14 protein-coding genes are annotated in these 14,250 nt (G+C 56.2%); 6 read left to right on the forward strand and 8 right to left on the reverse strand.

What is annotated here, in order from left to right:
• Positions 1-75 precede the first annotated feature (75 nt).
• From HPT29_RS18640 to HPT29_RS18650, 3 genes are read left to right on the forward strand one after another with little or no spacing between them, the layout of a single operon-like run.
• Positions 76-1,410, forward strand: coding sequence for a pilus assembly protein TadG-related protein (locus HPT29_RS18640; protein ID WP_173947980.1), 1,335 nt, complete (start codon positions 76-78; stop codon positions 1,408-1,410).
• A gap of 38 nt (positions 1,411-1,448) precedes the next feature.
• Positions 1,449-2,030 (forward strand): TadE/TadG family type IV pilus assembly protein, encoded by a 582-nt coding sequence (locus HPT29_RS18645; RefSeq protein WP_173947981.1) that lies wholly within the window; start codon positions 1,449-1,451, stop codon positions 2,028-2,030.
• A gap of 26 nt (positions 2,031-2,056) precedes the next feature.
• Positions 2,057-2,392 carry a TadE/TadG family type IV pilus assembly protein gene (locus tag HPT29_RS18650; protein WP_173947982.1) on the forward strand — a complete coding sequence of 112 codons (336 nt, stop codon included), beginning with the start codon at positions 2,057-2,059 and terminating at the stop codon, positions 2,390-2,392.
• A gap of 67 nt (positions 2,393-2,459) precedes the next feature.
• Here the strand turns inward: HPT29_RS18650 and HPT29_RS18655 are convergent, their stop codons facing one another.
• The 8 genes from HPT29_RS18655 to HPT29_RS18690 all read right to left on the reverse strand — a co-directional run bounded on the left by HPT29_RS18655 (position 2,460) and on the right by HPT29_RS18690 (position 10,372).
• Positions 2,460-3,425 carry a type II secretion system F family protein gene (locus HPT29_RS18655; protein ID WP_173947983.1) on the reverse strand — a complete coding sequence of 322 codons (966 nt, stop codon included), beginning with the start codon at positions 3,423-3,425 and terminating at the stop codon, positions 2,460-2,462.
• Between the two features lie 8 nt (positions 3,426-3,433).
• Positions 3,434-4,429 carry a type II secretion system F family protein gene (locus HPT29_RS18660; protein ID WP_173947984.1) on the reverse strand — a complete coding sequence of 332 codons (996 nt, stop codon included), beginning with the start codon at positions 4,427-4,429 and terminating at the stop codon, positions 3,434-3,436.
• 22 nt (positions 4,430-4,451) lie between these two features.
• The gene (locus HPT29_RS18665; protein WP_210272154.1) at positions 4,452-5,951 is read right to left on the reverse strand and encodes a TadA family conjugal transfer-associated ATPase; all 1,500 of its coding nucleotides are present in this window, start codon (positions 5,949-5,951) and stop codon (positions 4,452-4,454) included.
• 64 nt (positions 5,952-6,015) lie between these two features.
• The gene (locus HPT29_RS18670) at positions 6,016-7,350 is read right to left on the reverse strand and encodes a CpaE/TadZ family protein (RefSeq protein WP_173947985.1); all 1,335 of its coding nucleotides are present in this window, start codon (positions 7,348-7,350) and stop codon (positions 6,016-6,018) included.
• A 37-nt stretch (positions 7,351-7,387) separates the two neighbouring features.
• Positions 7,388-8,179: a Flp pilus assembly protein CpaB gene (gene cpaB, locus HPT29_RS18675; protein WP_173947986.1), complete on the reverse strand. Its 792-nt coding sequence runs from the start codon at positions 8,177-8,179 to the stop codon at positions 7,388-7,390.
• 52 nt (positions 8,180-8,231) lie between these two features.
• The gene (locus HPT29_RS18680) at positions 8,232-8,744 is read right to left on the reverse strand and encodes an A24 family peptidase (RefSeq protein WP_173947987.1); all 513 of its coding nucleotides are present in this window, start codon (positions 8,742-8,744) and stop codon (positions 8,232-8,234) included.
• A gap of 98 nt (positions 8,745-8,842) precedes the next feature.
• Positions 8,843-9,049, reverse strand: coding sequence for a Flp family type IVb pilin (locus HPT29_RS18685; RefSeq protein WP_173947988.1), 207 nt, complete (start codon positions 9,047-9,049; stop codon positions 8,843-8,845).
• A 723-nt stretch (positions 9,050-9,772) separates the two neighbouring features.
• Positions 9,773-10,372, reverse strand: coding sequence for a hypothetical protein (locus HPT29_RS18690; RefSeq protein ID WP_173947989.1), 600 nt, complete (start codon positions 10,370-10,372; stop codon positions 9,773-9,775).
• A 758-nt stretch (positions 10,373-11,130) separates the two neighbouring features.
• Between HPT29_RS18690 and HPT29_RS28895 the strand changes: the two genes are divergently transcribed.
• From HPT29_RS28895 to HPT29_RS18700, 3 genes are all read left to right on the forward strand, one after another.
• Positions 11,131-11,316, forward strand: a complete 186-nt coding sequence (locus HPT29_RS28895; protein WP_432807263.1) for a PilZ domain-containing protein — start codon at positions 11,131-11,133, stop codon at positions 11,314-11,316.
• A 1,017-nt stretch (positions 11,317-12,333) separates the two neighbouring features.
• Positions 12,334-12,906 carry a histidine phosphatase family protein gene (locus tag HPT29_RS18695; RefSeq protein ID WP_173947991.1) on the forward strand — a complete coding sequence of 191 codons (573 nt, stop codon included), beginning with the start codon at positions 12,334-12,336 and terminating at the stop codon, positions 12,904-12,906.
• Positions 12,907-13,312: 406 nt separating this feature from the next.
• Positions 13,313-13,480, forward strand: coding sequence for a hypothetical protein (locus tag HPT29_RS18700; protein ID WP_173947992.1), 168 nt, complete (start codon positions 13,313-13,315; stop codon positions 13,478-13,480).
• Positions 13,481-14,250 lie beyond the last annotated feature (770 nt).

Consider the following 14,250-nt stretch of genomic DNA (forward strand, 5'->3'; position numbering starts at 1 on the left):
TAATGCAGACGACGGTGCTTTATAACCGGTAGAAGGGGCAAAATGAGATCACTAAGTTTCCTTCTAGACCGTGCCATGTATAAAGCGGTCCGATCTCGCTTGATCGAATTCGTGCGCGACCGAAGCGGCAATGTCGCTGTGGTGACCGCTCTGGCGATGCCTGCCTTGATAGGTGCGACCGGGCTAAGCGTTGAAGTCTCCTATTGGTATCTCACCCAGCGTTCAATGCAGAACGCCGCTGATTCTGCGGCAATCGCTGCAGCTACAAACGGGACTGCCAACTACGCGGTCGAAGCAAAAGCCGCGGCCGCGCGATATGGCTTTGTGGACGGCACCAACAACATCACCGTAACGGCATCTAACACTGCGCCTTGCCCCTCCGGTGGCGCTACTTGTTACAGCGCGAAGATCACCGGCTATGTACCGTTGTTCCTGTCTCAGGTGATCGGTTATAGGGGCACGGCGACTATTTCGGCCACGCCGCAGGCGGAACTCAGTGCGTCGGCTATCGCGCGTCTCGACCTGCTGCCGCGGGAGTATTGTATTTTGGCTCTCGGGACGAGCGGCATCGCCTTCGGCACGAACGGCGCTCCCAAGGCGGAGCTGAAGGGCTGCAACGTGATGTCAAATGCCGGCGCCCGCTGCAACGGTAACGATCTCGGCGCAGATTATGGCGACGCGGCCGGCACAAATGACGGTTGCGGCGTGGTCCAGCGGTCGAATGTGCCGCCGCTTGCTGATCCCTATGTCGGGTTGAGGACGAATATCACGGCTGACCCGTGTGGGGGCGTCTATCCGCAGATGAACAAGCCAGGCTTCCCTTCAAAGAACACATGGACGGTCTCTCCGCCTGAACTGGCGCTGGGAGGGGTTTATAATGTATGCGGCGATCTGGTGCTCGCGAGCAATGTCACCATTACAACTCCCGCCGAGGGCGCGGTCCTCACCATCTGGAACGGTCAGCTTTATACGGGTACGAAGCCCAACGGTCGCACCTTGAGCACCAGCAGTGGCTCCGCCCTGACCATCGTTTTCACAGGGGACAACGGCAGCTATACCCACTCTCCAACCGGTGATGGCACACTCGACTTCAACGCACCGACCACAGGGCCGTGGAAGGGTATTGCCATCTACCAGGATCCGAACCTGACGAAAGGGGTCGACATATCGGAAGCGGGCAACAGCCCGACTTGGAAGATATCAGGGATGGTCTATCTCCCGCATTCCAGCGTTACAATGAGCGGCGCGATCAGCAAAGCAACGAATGGCCAATCATGTTTCGGCCTGGTCGTCGACAATTTGCTTATCAATGGCACAGGTGCGATCATGGCGCACGGGGCGTGCGACGAGGCAGGGCTCAACTTGCCGACCGGCACCGCTCCGACGGGACGTGGAGCATTGGTCCTGTAGATGACTCGTGAGATGTCCGCTGAAGCAGGTCAGGAAGCATGAGGCTCAACCAGGTTCCGAGTGTGAGTGACGGTCGAGGCGGGATCGATGCACGCTTGCAATCATTTCGGGACGATCATCGCGGCGTAGCAGGAATCGAGTTCGCACTCGTTGCCGGAGTTCTATGCATTCTCCTGCTCAACGGAATCGAAGTCGCTCGTTACGCTTACATAGTGATGCAAGTGCAAAATGCGGCGCAGATCGGAGCGCAGTCAGCTTGGAAGGCATGCGACCCGACGAAAGAACTCCCCGCAACAACGCAATGCGCCAGTCTGATCGATACGGTCGCAACCGCGGTCACGAGCACTACGCTGGGTACCAGCGTCAAGTTGCGAGACAATTCACCGACGGAGGCATATTATTGCCTCAACAACGCCAATGCTCTGATACCGGACGCAGGAATTCCACTCGCCAACAAACCCACTGATTGCAATACAATTCCTGGGGCGCGAGCGGGGAAACCGGGAGACTACATTCGGATTGATGTCACCTACCAGTACAAGCCCCTGTTTCTCGACTTTACGGTCGGACGACTGTTCGCCCCTACCATCAGCAAGTCAACATTCATGCGATTGCTATGACACAGGAGCAAAGGCGAACCACGGCAGTGCTCGACGATCAGCGCGGCGCGACAGCAATCGAGTTTGCGCTGATCGCGCCCGTTTTTCTGGCACTTCTCATCGGCATCTTTCATCTGTCGTTACTGGGATTGACAGTTGCAACTCTCAACTTTGCCGTTGAGAAAAGCGCGCGCTGCCAAGCAATCTCAGTGGGCTGCCCGGATGGCTCAACGTATTATTACGCGCCGAACCCCGCTCCCGTATTTACGTCCGACACCACGGCGGCCTGTGGCACGCGGGTGAACGCTACCGTGACTTATCAGTTGAACGTTCTGATCTATCAAGCGGCTATTCCCCTGTCCGCATCGGCATGCTTCCCTTAGCTTGCGGGAACGTTTGAATCCGATCAGCTTTTTCGGTTTGCCTGCTGGAGCGTACAGAGGTCTAGCTCTACAACTTTAGGAACTGGATCACCGCCGGTGTGATAATCACGGCGAACAGAACGGGCAGGAAAAATATGATCATCGGCACCGTGAGTTTTGGCGGTAGCGCGGCTGCCTTTTTTTCAGCCTCGCTCATCCGCATGTCCCGGTTCTCTTGTGCCTGAACGCGGAGCGACTGACTAAGCGCAGTCCCGTATTTCTCTGATTGGATAAGGCTAGTGACCACGCCTTTGACGCCTTCAAGGCCGGTGCGTTCGGCAAGATTCTCATACGCTTTGCGACGATCTTGTAGGTAGGAGAGCTCGGCCGTTGTGAGCACCAGTTCTTCCGCGAGTTCGACCGACTGGGACCCGATTTCGCTGGATACCTTGCGAAACGCGCCCTCAATCCCCATCCCGCTCTCGACGCAAATAAGGAGAAGGTCGAGTGCGTCCGGCCACGACCGGCGGATCGAGGTCTGCCGCTTTGCAATCTTATTCTTCACGTAAAGCGGCGGAGTGTAATAGCCAAGACTCGCCGCCGCCATTACGATCGCCAGTTTCACAAAAAGCGGGTAATCGAGATGTAGAATCACAAAGACGTAAAGTACCGCCAGAACGAACATGCCCAAAGGCGCCAGCTGACGAATGGCAAGGTAGGCTGTAATAGGTCCCTCGCCCCGGTATCCGGCCATTCGCAGGTTCTTGACCGTGATACTGTCTTCTGTTCCGGCCAGATTGAGGCGATCGACGATCAGTTTGTAAAGCCGCTTCGGCTCACTTCGCAGTGAGATTGGCTTGTTCTGAGCATTCAGGCGGCTGCGCTCGCGCACTCGAATGCGTTCACTCTCGCTGGTGGCCTGGGCCATCCTCTCGGCCAAGTGATCCCTGACGACGTAGGGCCACGAGACCACAAGAATCGCTGCAAAGGCCGAGATCCCCGCCGACAGCGCGATGAGCAGGTCCATATTGTAAATGAGCAGTGCGGTACCCATTGCAGCTCTCAGAAGTCAAAATTGATCATTTTGCGCATCATCAGAATACCCATGCCCATCCATATAAGTGAGCCCGCAACGACGACCTTACCGATCAGGGTGTTAAATAGGAGTGATATGTAATCCGGCGCTGTCAAATACAGCATACAGGTGACAACAGCCGGCAGAGCTCCGATAATTGCGGCCGAAGTTTTCGCCTCTGAGCTCATCGCCCGAATTTTTCCCGCCATTTTCTTGCGCTCACGCAGAACCCTGGAAAGGTTTCCAAGAGCCTCCGAAAGGCTGCCGCCAGAGCGGCTTTGAAGAGAGATTACAATGGCGAAGAAACTGGCTTCGGCAATCGGGATACGCTCTGGAAGCCGTTGCACGGCTTGATCCATTGGCACGCCCAAGGTCTGATCATCCAAGATCGCCTTAAACTCACTGCGCACCGGCTCTTTTGCCTCGGAGGCAATGATCCTGAGGCAATCAACGAGTGGTAATCCGGCTTTCACACCGCGCACGATGACGTCCACAGCATTGGGAAAGTCACTCGTGAAATCTCTCAAACGAGCAGCCCGGCGCCGGCTCACGTAGAAATGAGGCAGCAAGAGCCCACCGGCGAGACCAAATCCGACGGCTGGCAAAGGGCTGACACCGAGAACCGCAAGCGCAGTCATAAGCGCGAGGGCGCCCGCCGCCAGACAGGCAAGCAAATAGGTCTTCTTGCTCCAGGTCAGGCCCGCCTGCTGCATTCGGATTGTGAGCGATGGTTTAACACCCCTTCGGACCTTCTGCTGTTCCTCGAGGTTACGCAATGTGATTTCAATTGACCGCTTTCGGCTGCTTTCATCGGAGCCGACGGCCCGGCCGACCGGACCATCCCATGTGGCGATCGCTGCAAGCCGCTTATCAGCCTCCGTGCGTCGCCCTACGCGCGCATAGAACATGGAGATCGCGACACCGCCGACACAAACGGCTGCGAGTGCGGCGGCAAGAACCGGAATAAACTCGGGCGACAGCATCGTTCAACTTCCTAAACCGGCATTAGGATGCGACCTTCTCGGCAGCATCGAGGGCTGAAGCAAGACGCTTTTCCTCGCCGTAGTACCGTGCCCGTTCCCAGAATTTCGGCCGACCGACTCCGGTGGATCGGTGCTGACCTATGACGTTTCCCTGAGGGTCTTCGCCCATGATGTCGTACAAGAACAGATCCTGTGTGGTAATGACATCGCCTTCGAGACCGAGAACTTCAGTGATGTGTGTGATCCTGCGTGATCCGTCTCTCAATCGCGCAGCCTGAATAATCACATCAACCGACGACACAATCATTTCGCGAATTGTCTTCGACGGTAGAGTGTAACCACCCATCGTAATCATGGATTCCAAACGTGAAAGCGCCTCTCGCGGAGAGTTGGAATGGAGTGTGCCCATTGATCCGTCATGCCCGGTATTCATCGCCTGGAGCAGATCGAAAGCCTCGGGTCCGCGAACCTCACCTACAATTATGCGTTCAGGCCGCATGCGGAGGCAGTTCTTGACAAGGTCGCGCATTGTGACCTGACCCTCACCTTCGAGATTAGGCGGGCGGGTTTCAAGACGAACGACATGCGGCTGTTGCAACTGAAGCTCTGCTGCGTCCTCACACGTGATCACACGCTCTGTCTGTTCGATAAAGGCAGTCAGGCAGTTGAGCAGTGTCGTCTTTCCTGATCCAGTGCCGCCAGAAATGAGCACGTTACACCGGACGCGTCCTATGATCCGCAGGATCTCTGCGCCTTCCGGCGAAATGGCCCCGAACTTGACGAGTTGATCGAGGGTCAGTTTGTCCTTCTTGAACTTTCGGATAGTCAGACTTGGCCCATCAATGGCTAACGGGAATGCAATGACATTGACACGCGACCCGTCGGGGAGCCTCGCGTCACAGATTGGGCTTGACTCATCGACTCGGCGTCCGACTTGACTCACTATCCGTTGGCAGATGTGAAGCAACTGTCCATTGTCGCGGAATTTGATATCTGTCTTCTGCACCCTACCGGCGACTTCGATGTAAACTGTGTCAGCGCCGTTCACCATAATATCGGCGATGTCATCTCGAGCGAGCAGCGGTTCCAGCGGCCCATAACCGAGGATATCATTGCAGATGTCGCGTAATAGATCGTCCTGTTCAGCAATCGACATGACGATCTTTTTCGCAGTCACAATATCGGCAATGATTTCTCCGATTGCGTCACGAGCCTGAATAGAGTCCATCTTGGCCAGTTGCGAGACGTCGATGGCTTCGATCAGAGCTGCAAAAATCTGTCCCTTCAGCAGATAGTATTCTTCGGATTTCGCTGTTTGTGGGCGTATGACCGCAATGGCGTCCGTGATGTGTGAGGACGCCGCCCGTGCACCAGCACCGCGGTCGCGCGCTGACGGCACCTTTGGCGACACGACGTTGCCAAGTGCCTCAACCGAGGCATGGTCCGATTTCTCTGCGCCTGCCGGCTGAGGCACCGGGAGATTACCGAGTGTTTGGCTCGGTAAGCTTCTCTTGCCGAACATGTCGGGGGCTCCTCAATCTATTTACGCATTTCTGCAAACTGAACTTCTGTCAAAATGCGGACGGTTACGCGGTTTTTGAGCTGAATGTCATCTTCTTGATCATCGAAGCTATGTTGAACAGGCTTGTGCGGCGATGCGGCTTCTGCGCTGCGATGCTGCCTGCGATTTCAGAAAATATCCTTGAAGCGGGCGCCTTGGCAGATACTTCTGCTACCATCTGGCCTACGTTGGAGGCAGTTCCGAAAAGGTGTGGGTCGTAGGGAATACAGGCCATAAGGTCCAGTTGCAGCGCCTTCGCAAACTCGGCGGGCTTGATCTCCGGCCGTTTTGGCATGCCGACCTGGTTGAGAATAAGTTTCGGCGGCGGATCATGCGGGCGTGCTTGTCGCAGAAAGGTCACCAGACTCTTGGCGTTGCGTAAGTTAGGAAGATCTGGAGCCGCCGTAATGATGACCTCATCGGCGCTGAGGAGGACGTTTCTTGCCCATGCGTTCCACACATGCGGCATGTCGAGAATTAGAAACGGCACGCTTGCTTGTGCAATCTCGATCAACGGATTGACTGCATTCTCTGCAAGATCATAACATCTTTCCAGAGTGCCTGGCGCACGAAGCAAACTGAAATGATCGCCACATCTGGCTAACAGCCGGTCAAGCAGTACCTCGTCCAGCCGCCCTGCGTCGTCGATAGCTTCGGCAACGCCCTGCCCAGCATCCAGTTTAAAGTCAAGGCTCGCCGTGCCGAACGCCAAATCCATGTCAGCAAGAACGACATCGGAGGCAGCTTGGCGGGCGACGGTCCAGCCGACGTTATGAGCAACGGTGGAAGACCCAACCCCGCCCTTTGCGCCAACAAACGCGTAGCATTGACCAAGCTTTCCGGAGGTGGGCTCACTGTATATTCTCGAGATGGCTACAATCAGCGAAACGGGATCCACGGGCGCAAGCAGATAATCACTGATGCCGCGTCTCATCAATTCGCGATAGAAATGCACATCGTTTACATGTCCGATCACCATGACTTTGGTGCCGGCGTCACACACCTCGGCCAAGCTATCGATCTCTACGAGGAACGTTTCGGGTATCGAACAGCTCTCGATCACGATCAGCTGAGGCGTCTGCTCATTTTGGTAGAGAGCTGTTGCGGCCGCAATGCCACCTTCCCGAACGGTGACGTGGGCGCGCGACATCAGGCGATCGGAGGCGGCGCTCTGAATGACGGCCACTACATCCGGACTGTCACAAAAGGCCTGAATGCCGATGTATGGAATCCGCGTTGCCTCTCGACGCGGCCGACTGTCGAGCGCACCTGCTGCTTCAAGCTGCTGTGCGACTGACTGCCATGGAAAGCTTTCCGGATTGAGACGCTCGGCCTTTGAAGTCGAAACAAAGCTGTTCATTTACGCTCACCCGTCGCAATCAAGCCGCTACCGTCGGCTACTGGATCATCGTGCCTTCTCGTCGGACGTTAACATCTTCTCGTTTGCCGGAGCGGAAAACACGAACATTGACACTGTTATCATCGGCTAGGATCGGCTTTTCATTGAAGTCTGCGATTGAGCGCAGAGCAAGAGAAAGTGTGCCGGCGGCCTGAGCCGCGGAGATGATTTCGGCATCGGCCGGAGTTACTTCCAGAGTTGCTGTCTTGCCGACAACCACCAACTGGCCTTTGGTCTCATCGGCCCTCTGATCTACCGCCAAGACACGAACATTTCTCAAGAGTGTTCGGCTCCTTTGTTCGGATCTGCCATCTGCCGATGTGCTGGAGATGTTCTGAATCACATCCACGCGGTCGTTAGGGAGAATAAAACCGCCGGCCGTGCTTTCCGCTGAGACACGAATTGCAACGGCCCTCTTGCCGGATGGCAGCATCGCGGCGAGCATACCGGCCGGGCCGCGTGACAGCTTCTCTTCCCGGATCGGCTCACCGGAAACGAAGTGGCTGCGCACCAGTACACCAGTGAGCGATGTCAACGCATCTGGCTTGGCCTCACGGCTGATGAACCCGGTAGTGACCGCTTCTTTTGGCCAGGATTGCCAGCGGAGGCTTTTCTCGTCGAGCGCTTGCCCCTGAACGAGGTCGTTCGCAGCCACCAGCACCTCCGCCATGGTCTGAACGACCGGCACGGCCGCCGGGACGGCGGGTTGAGGCGAACGGGTGGAAACCACGAGCCAAGAAGCGAGGCCGCCGGCGCCGAGGGCGACCACAAGGATGGCGACGCGAAGCATGATCGAGAGCCCTTAGTTGGTCAGGGAATTAAGGTCATGGCGAAATCACGTTTCAGGTTAGGGCTCTCATCCAGTAGGTATCCGGAAAAATGAAGAGCGCCGCCGCTGCGATTGCGACACCATAGGGTACGCCAGTCTGTGGTGCATGCAGACGCATAATCCATGACACGGATAGGCATTGTGCAGGTAGGACGCTTAAGCGAAACTGCAGGAGAAGAATCGTCAGGATCCCACCGAACAAGGCTGTGCAGAGAACAAAGGCGAGAGCTTGATCCGCCCCGAGCCATAACGCGATCACGGCTGCGAACTTCGCATCCCCACCGCCGATCCAGCCGAAGCTGAACAGAACGAACATGCCTGCGAGAACGCTGGCAGCGCCAGTGACGCTCCATCCGACATCCGCCCAGCCCATGCCGGCGAGCGGAGCCAGGATCACATAGCCCGCGAGAAGAACAAGAACGAGTTCGTTCCGGATCTTCATCGTCACAACGTCGGCTATGGCCGCCCACAGCACGGCCGCGGCAAAATAGAGGCTGGCGGCAGACGCGCCGAGGGAAAGAGACATTAGTGAACTCTAGAACAAGATTGACTTGCACTGCCTGGTCGGATTGGCCGAACAAGAGAGGAGAGCCTCGCGTCTCCCCTCGTCATGTCGGGGCAGTATTAGGTACCGCTACCAGAACCACCGCCAGCACCAGCAGCAGCAGCTGTGAGCTTTTCTCCAATGGTATTAAATATGATTGTGAGCTTAGGCCCGGCAACCGTAAGCCCAGCGATGATAGCAATCGAGACAAATCCGGCGATAAGGCCGTATTCAATAGCGGTTGCGCCGGACTCATCGTCTACAAAACGTGTCACGAGAGACTTCATGATGTCTGATCCTTGACCTATGGAATGGCGCTGCTGACGTCGCAGCCTCGGCACAAGCTCCACGATCTGGTTTAGGGAAAGTCAGACCATTAGCCCTTGTGTTGCCTTATTCTGACTCTCTCTGATTGCTGAGTCGATTCGGCAAACGGCATAGGCCATTTTGTTCCGGATCCTCCAAGTGGCCTAGGCCGCTCATAAGCCTCAGGTTGCGCTGGAACAGGTATGAACACCACTAGTGCTAAGGTGTCTGACCCTGAGAAGGGCCGGCTACTAACTTCTACGTGTAGCGCCGGAGGCGCTCTCGCGCTCATTTCGCTTGTTGATGGACACGACCCTGTCGAGATGTTTCCCGTAGAGAGACTCCGACGGAGCAGGGATCAGCGTCAATGCTACGACGATCGCAATTGGTGTGATGCTGGAGACAGGACTGTACTCGGTTGCTGTCGCGCCGATTTTGTCCCTCCGGAAACACCTGACGAGAGAGTCCATGATGTAACCCGAAAATTGATGGCAGGTTGCAGACTGACGTGAACTCCGAGTTTCCTTCGTTCAGAGTTGAGCCCGCTGGTTGATTGCGCTGAGCCCCCCGCCCAGTTGGCCTGATAATTCGTCCCTCGTATTGTTTTCGACGCGGGACCTTCCTCCTTGTTTCGCGTTGGGCGAGACGCGAACTTCCTCGGTATGAATAGCATTCGGGAGGTGTATTGTTGTAGGTAGGCAGCCTCAGTTATTCGAGTGGAAGCACAGGCCCTCAAACCCATAGATATCCCCGAGGCTTCTATCGAGACCCTGCAGGCTAAATTCCATCGCATCACCCCGTCGGAACGCTTGGGTCTCCGTGCCTTTGAAGAGAACAACCTCAAGACGGGATGGAAGCTTGCGGAGCAGGCCCAGCATTCCCTTCATGATGGAATCGCTGAACCCTGCCGTCTCCTTGAATTCGAAGCTCCCATCCTCAAAAAATTGGACGGCTGGATAAACAGGTAGCGACGGCTTGCTTTGGTTCTGGAACCACCCACGGACGATAGCCCTACCTTGAGAGGAAACGTAAATGCTGGGGTTGTTTGGGATACTTCCAATTTGGAACCGAATGCGACGTCCACCAAGCTCGCACGCGAATATGAGCAGTCCCTGTCGGCTTGATCGGTTGCCATTAGTCAGAGCAGTGATGTCTGTCCGCAGAAGCACGAAATTCTCCGACAAACGCTCGAGCTGCCAGCCGCTCCGCCCAGCTTCGAAATTCTGCGAATATGCTTGGCTTGCCGCCAGGACTCCAAGCAAGGCGGAAACAATCTTTGTACGTTGACCGAAGACATAATTCATCTGTATAACGTTCGTATTTTTTACTGTTTATTCAGCTGATGCTGTATTCCCAGCTCTCTAAACGACCGTTTGAGGAGCCCAAAATGGTATCACGAGTAAGCATCACCCTGACAAGCCATCTAATTGACATCTTAAATCGCCTGCGATGGACTGCTATAGTCATACGGCTGAGCTGTCAGAGCAACAAGGCCACGTTGAGACCCGGCAACCCGTGACATGAGCCGGCTCATATCTTGCTCAGGGAGTAGATCTAGCTATGTGGTCTTTGGGGTGCCATTCGAACCGGCCCTCTACGAGGGCTTCTCGCAAAACCGCGACCTGTTTGGACTTCTAGGCTGAGTGGGCACATAGTGCTCGGAAAGGGCAGCAAGAGATGGCTGTGGCGCTAGATCAGAAGCGGCAGGAATCGGCAGACCGCTTGGCTTCGGAGACCCGGGTTGGCTGGCCCACCCTGGCTGCCATTCTCATCCTCATCGTCGTCGGCACAGCGATAGTCGCTTACCTCTTGCTCGATACGGTCGCCAGTCCGTGACGGTGGGCGGCATCGCCTGTTCATACCATGCCCGCTGCCTGCCCCTGCTCGACGACGCCACAGCCATCTCTAAGCGCGTCTGGCCCTGACGAAAGCCTCAGGCTAGCGTGCTGTTCTATAACGCTCCTCCTGTCTGTATGGGACTTGGTGCATGCCCTCTGGAAGGTCTGAGCGTCGATCACACGAGCGCGTCCCCACGAGCTTGGAAGGGTGGCTTCCGAGCGAAATGTCCGGTGAACCGATTGCATGTACTGTGTGGGATTTATCTGAGACAGGTGCGCGACTTGTCGTCCCCTCCCCGGCTGACGTTCCTCTCGAGTTCGAGCTGAAGATCCCAAATCAGGGGGCAATCGCCAGAGTCCGTCTGATTTGGTCCAGCGGCAATAGTTACGGGACGCAGTTCACGGACTAGATCACCACTCGCTTCAGGAGATTGGATCTCTCAGGCCTGCAATGACTGATGATATCCTGTGGGATGCAGTAAGCGTGCTACTGCATTCCTACAAGATTTTGGGCAGTCTTGTGCTTCAGAGGCTCAGGAGCACCTGAGGCGATTATCTGGCAAGCGATATCGCTGAGTTCACAAACCGCGGCGTTGAGCCGCTGGGCAGCTTCAAGCACAGAAGCGCCATCGCAAGTAATCTGGATTGCAGAATGCGATGACAGTTGCACTAGGTTTGAAATTGTTAGACTCATAAGTTCTGGCCGGGATCACGGGGGAGCGCGCCAGGTAATAGGAATAGAAACCAGATGACTTGCGCAGGGCTGTCATCCCGCTCGTCTTGGGCACCACGCTGTTACCCGCAGTTCTCATGCAGTTGCGCGGCATGACCTTCAATCCGGGGGTAAATGACTGGTGTTGCGTTTCCTAACACTCTGATGAGCGCCGCCAGCCGATCATGAGGGATAGCGGCCTATGTCTCTCAAGCTTGGCCTCTCTGCGGTCCTGCTCTTCGTCGGCTTTTGAGCCATCCACCAAGGTCCACGACATTTACTCGCCTTTAGGAGCAAAGCAGGAAGGAATTGCTGTGATGACGGGTATTGCCGCCCTGCGCCCTAGTGGGTGAGGTCAACCGGGGTGCAGATGTTCGTCGAGGGACAATGGATCTGGATGCCGGACCACACGATTCAGCATCGGGCGCTACCCAGGGGATACAAGTGAAACAGGCGGGGGCATTGGTGCGGGCGGCTCAAGAACGGGCCTGGCTACGACCTGGGCTATGCAACCTACGGTGCAATCCTTCGGCCAAACCTGACAGTGGTTTCTGAGTCGGCAGTTGCCCTTTGTGAGGGCAATTGCCGTCCTTTTCCCTACCGAGAATGATACGAAATTGCGTGGCCCTGATGCACTGCGCCAGAAAACATCCTCTATCGACAGTGAAACCGCCCCTGTTATCGGTTACGCTGACACTTCTTTTCGGAGATCCGCGTGAGCATTGCCTACTTCATCACTCACCCGGAAGTCGTGATTGATCCGGACACCCCTGTCCCTCAGTGGCATCTTTCGGAAAAGGGTGTACACCGGATGCGCACTTTCGCCTCTCAGGCGGATCTGGGCAGGCTCTCTGCCGTTTGGGCGAGCGCCGAAACCAAAGCAATCGAGGCTGCCGGCATCTTGGCAGGCCATTTTGGACTTCCTGTTGGCGTCCATTCCGGACTGCATGAGAATGACCGCAGTGCGACCGGGTTTCTTCCGCCCCTGGAGTTTGACCGGATGGCAGACGCCTTCTTCGCGAGGCCGGAGGAAAGCGTGCGAGGCTGGGAACGTGCGGTTGATGCCCAGGCTAGGGTGGCAGCGGCTGTGGACACCATCCTCAACGACTTCTCGGGTGAGAGCATTGGGCTTGTCGCGCATGGTGGGGTTGGGACGTTGCTGCTCTGCAAGTATCTCGGGGTGCCAATCACCCGTGCAGCCGACCAACCGTTCCAGGGACATTTCTGGACATTCGACATTGCGACACGCCGGGTACTCCATCGATGGCGCGAGATTGCTCCCAGATGAGACGTGTCGTTCCATACTGGTGATCATGAGAAACCGTGCCGACATTATTATCTAACTAGGTCAAGGGCTGGCTGCCCATTAAGGTTACGGCCACAGCAGGCACGTACCGAGATTGCTGTAGCCATAGGGTTTTAGTAGTTTCGAAGAATTCCAATCTGTGGCGCATGATGTGGCCATGTCCTCCTTTTCCGACCAGCCCGGCATGACGCGGGCAGCGGCGTTTCAGGACGGTCATCATGCAGGCCAGTTATCCATTGACTCATGGCGGCCCTCATCGGGGACCGGCCCATACTCCACAACTTGAGATCAGCCTCCATGAGATCCAACACACCGGTCACGTGGGAATGGGCTTTATCGCCCTGATGTCCCTGAGTGCCCTGTCGATCTAAGGCGAGACCCCACGACCATGCATCACGAACAAGAAAAAGAGCGGAAGATTGCCGAAGTGAAAGCTGAACTCGCTCGCCATTCGAAGAACACCCGCATGACTTTCACCATTGTCGTTGCCTTGGCTGCCGCTGTGCTCGTTGTGCTGCTGGCGCATCTCTCAGGGCCTGTGGAACTGCTCAACTGATGTTGGGCTTCATTCCATCGATGGTTACATTGTAATGCCGCGTCGAGTACGATGAAGACTGTACAGTATGTGGTTATCTTCTTTGCCGTTTTGGGCATCCTGCAAGCGGTGAGCTGCGACCGGAAGGACACTGACGCGAACCTCGCCATGTGCATCAAGCGCGCGCGAGACGATTTTGCCTCAGGCGTTTCAACGCCAAGCGACTACCGTGATGTGTATGCTGCGGCCTTCGAGAGATGCACAAGAACGGCAACGGCGTTCTGAGATCGGACCGTTCTAATGGGATCGGTTTGGCATGCAGCGCCTTAGCCCGCGCGTGAGAAAGCGCCCTCACCGAGGGGTCTTGCCGACCTCCGGCTGAGAGCGCCTGAGGCCCTGGCCAAGGGGAGTCGTGGACCCTCAGCCAGGGCACGTGCGGGGAATGAAACAACCCCGCCTCTTTCGGGCTGATACGCAACGCGCCCGGTGCGAGCATCCTGAAACGGCCAAGGTTAAATTTCGGTAGCTGCAGGTGCATTCCATACTGGGCGTTACGGGAAATTCGGCAGGGGGTTTTTCATACGCGCAAGCATTGGCCGGGCCACTGTAGAATGTCGAGTATCCGACAGACAAGGCGCCTTCGCCCGCATAAGGTGAGGTGTGGTTTTCCACTCTCTAAGATTCCGAGGCCTGTTTTGCCGCAATTCTACGCTACGTACAAACTCGTTGGCCGCGATGGTGCTTGGCTGATCTTCCACGACGATAAGCTTGTTGCAGGCTTCCCAGAACGG

Source organism: Microvirga terrae (genome assembly GCF_013307435.2).
GTDB classification, from domain to species: Bacteria; Pseudomonadota; Alphaproteobacteria; order Rhizobiales; family Beijerinckiaceae; genus Microvirga; species Microvirga terrae.

Coding starts and splice junctions, on each gene's coding strand:
- HPT29_RS18700 (WP_173947992.1), top strand. CDS start 13,313: ATGCATCACGAACAAGAAAAAGAGCGGAAGATTGCCGAAGTGAAAGCT.
- HPT29_RS18640 (WP_173947980.1), top strand. CDS start 76: ATGTATAAAGCGGTCCGATCTCGCTTGATCGAATTCGTGCGCGACCGA.
- HPT29_RS18665 (WP_210272154.1), bottom strand. CDS start 5,951: ATGTTCGGCAAGAGAAGCTTACCGAGCCAAACACTCGGTAATCTCCCG.
- HPT29_RS28895 (WP_432807263.1), top strand. CDS start 11,131: ATGTCCGGTGAACCGATTGCATGTACTGTGTGGGATTTATCTGAGACA.
- HPT29_RS18690 (WP_173947989.1), bottom strand. CDS start 10,372: ATGAATTATGTCTTCGGTCAACGTACAAAGATTGTTTCCGCCTTGCTT.
- HPT29_RS18670 (WP_173947985.1), bottom strand. CDS start 7,350: ATGAACAGCTTTGTTTCGACTTCAAAGGCCGAGCGTCTCAATCCGGAA.
- HPT29_RS18680 (WP_173947987.1), bottom strand. CDS start 8,744: ATGTCTCTTTCCCTCGGCGCGTCTGCCGCCAGCCTCTATTTTGCCGCG.
- HPT29_RS18645 (WP_173947981.1), top strand. CDS start 1,449: ATGAGGCTCAACCAGGTTCCGAGTGTGAGTGACGGTCGAGGCGGGATC.
- cpaB (WP_173947986.1), bottom strand. CDS start 8,179: ATGCTTCGCGTCGCCATCCTTGTGGTCGCCCTCGGCGCCGGCGGCCTC.
- HPT29_RS18655 (WP_173947983.1), bottom strand. CDS start 3,425: ATGGGTACCGCACTGCTCATTTACAATATGGACCTGCTCATCGCGCTG.
- HPT29_RS18660 (WP_173947984.1), bottom strand. CDS start 4,429: ATGCTGTCGCCCGAGTTTATTCCGGTTCTTGCCGCCGCACTCGCAGCC.
- HPT29_RS18685 (WP_173947988.1), bottom strand. CDS start 9,049: ATGAAGTCTCTCGTGACACGTTTTGTAGACGATGAGTCCGGCGCAACC.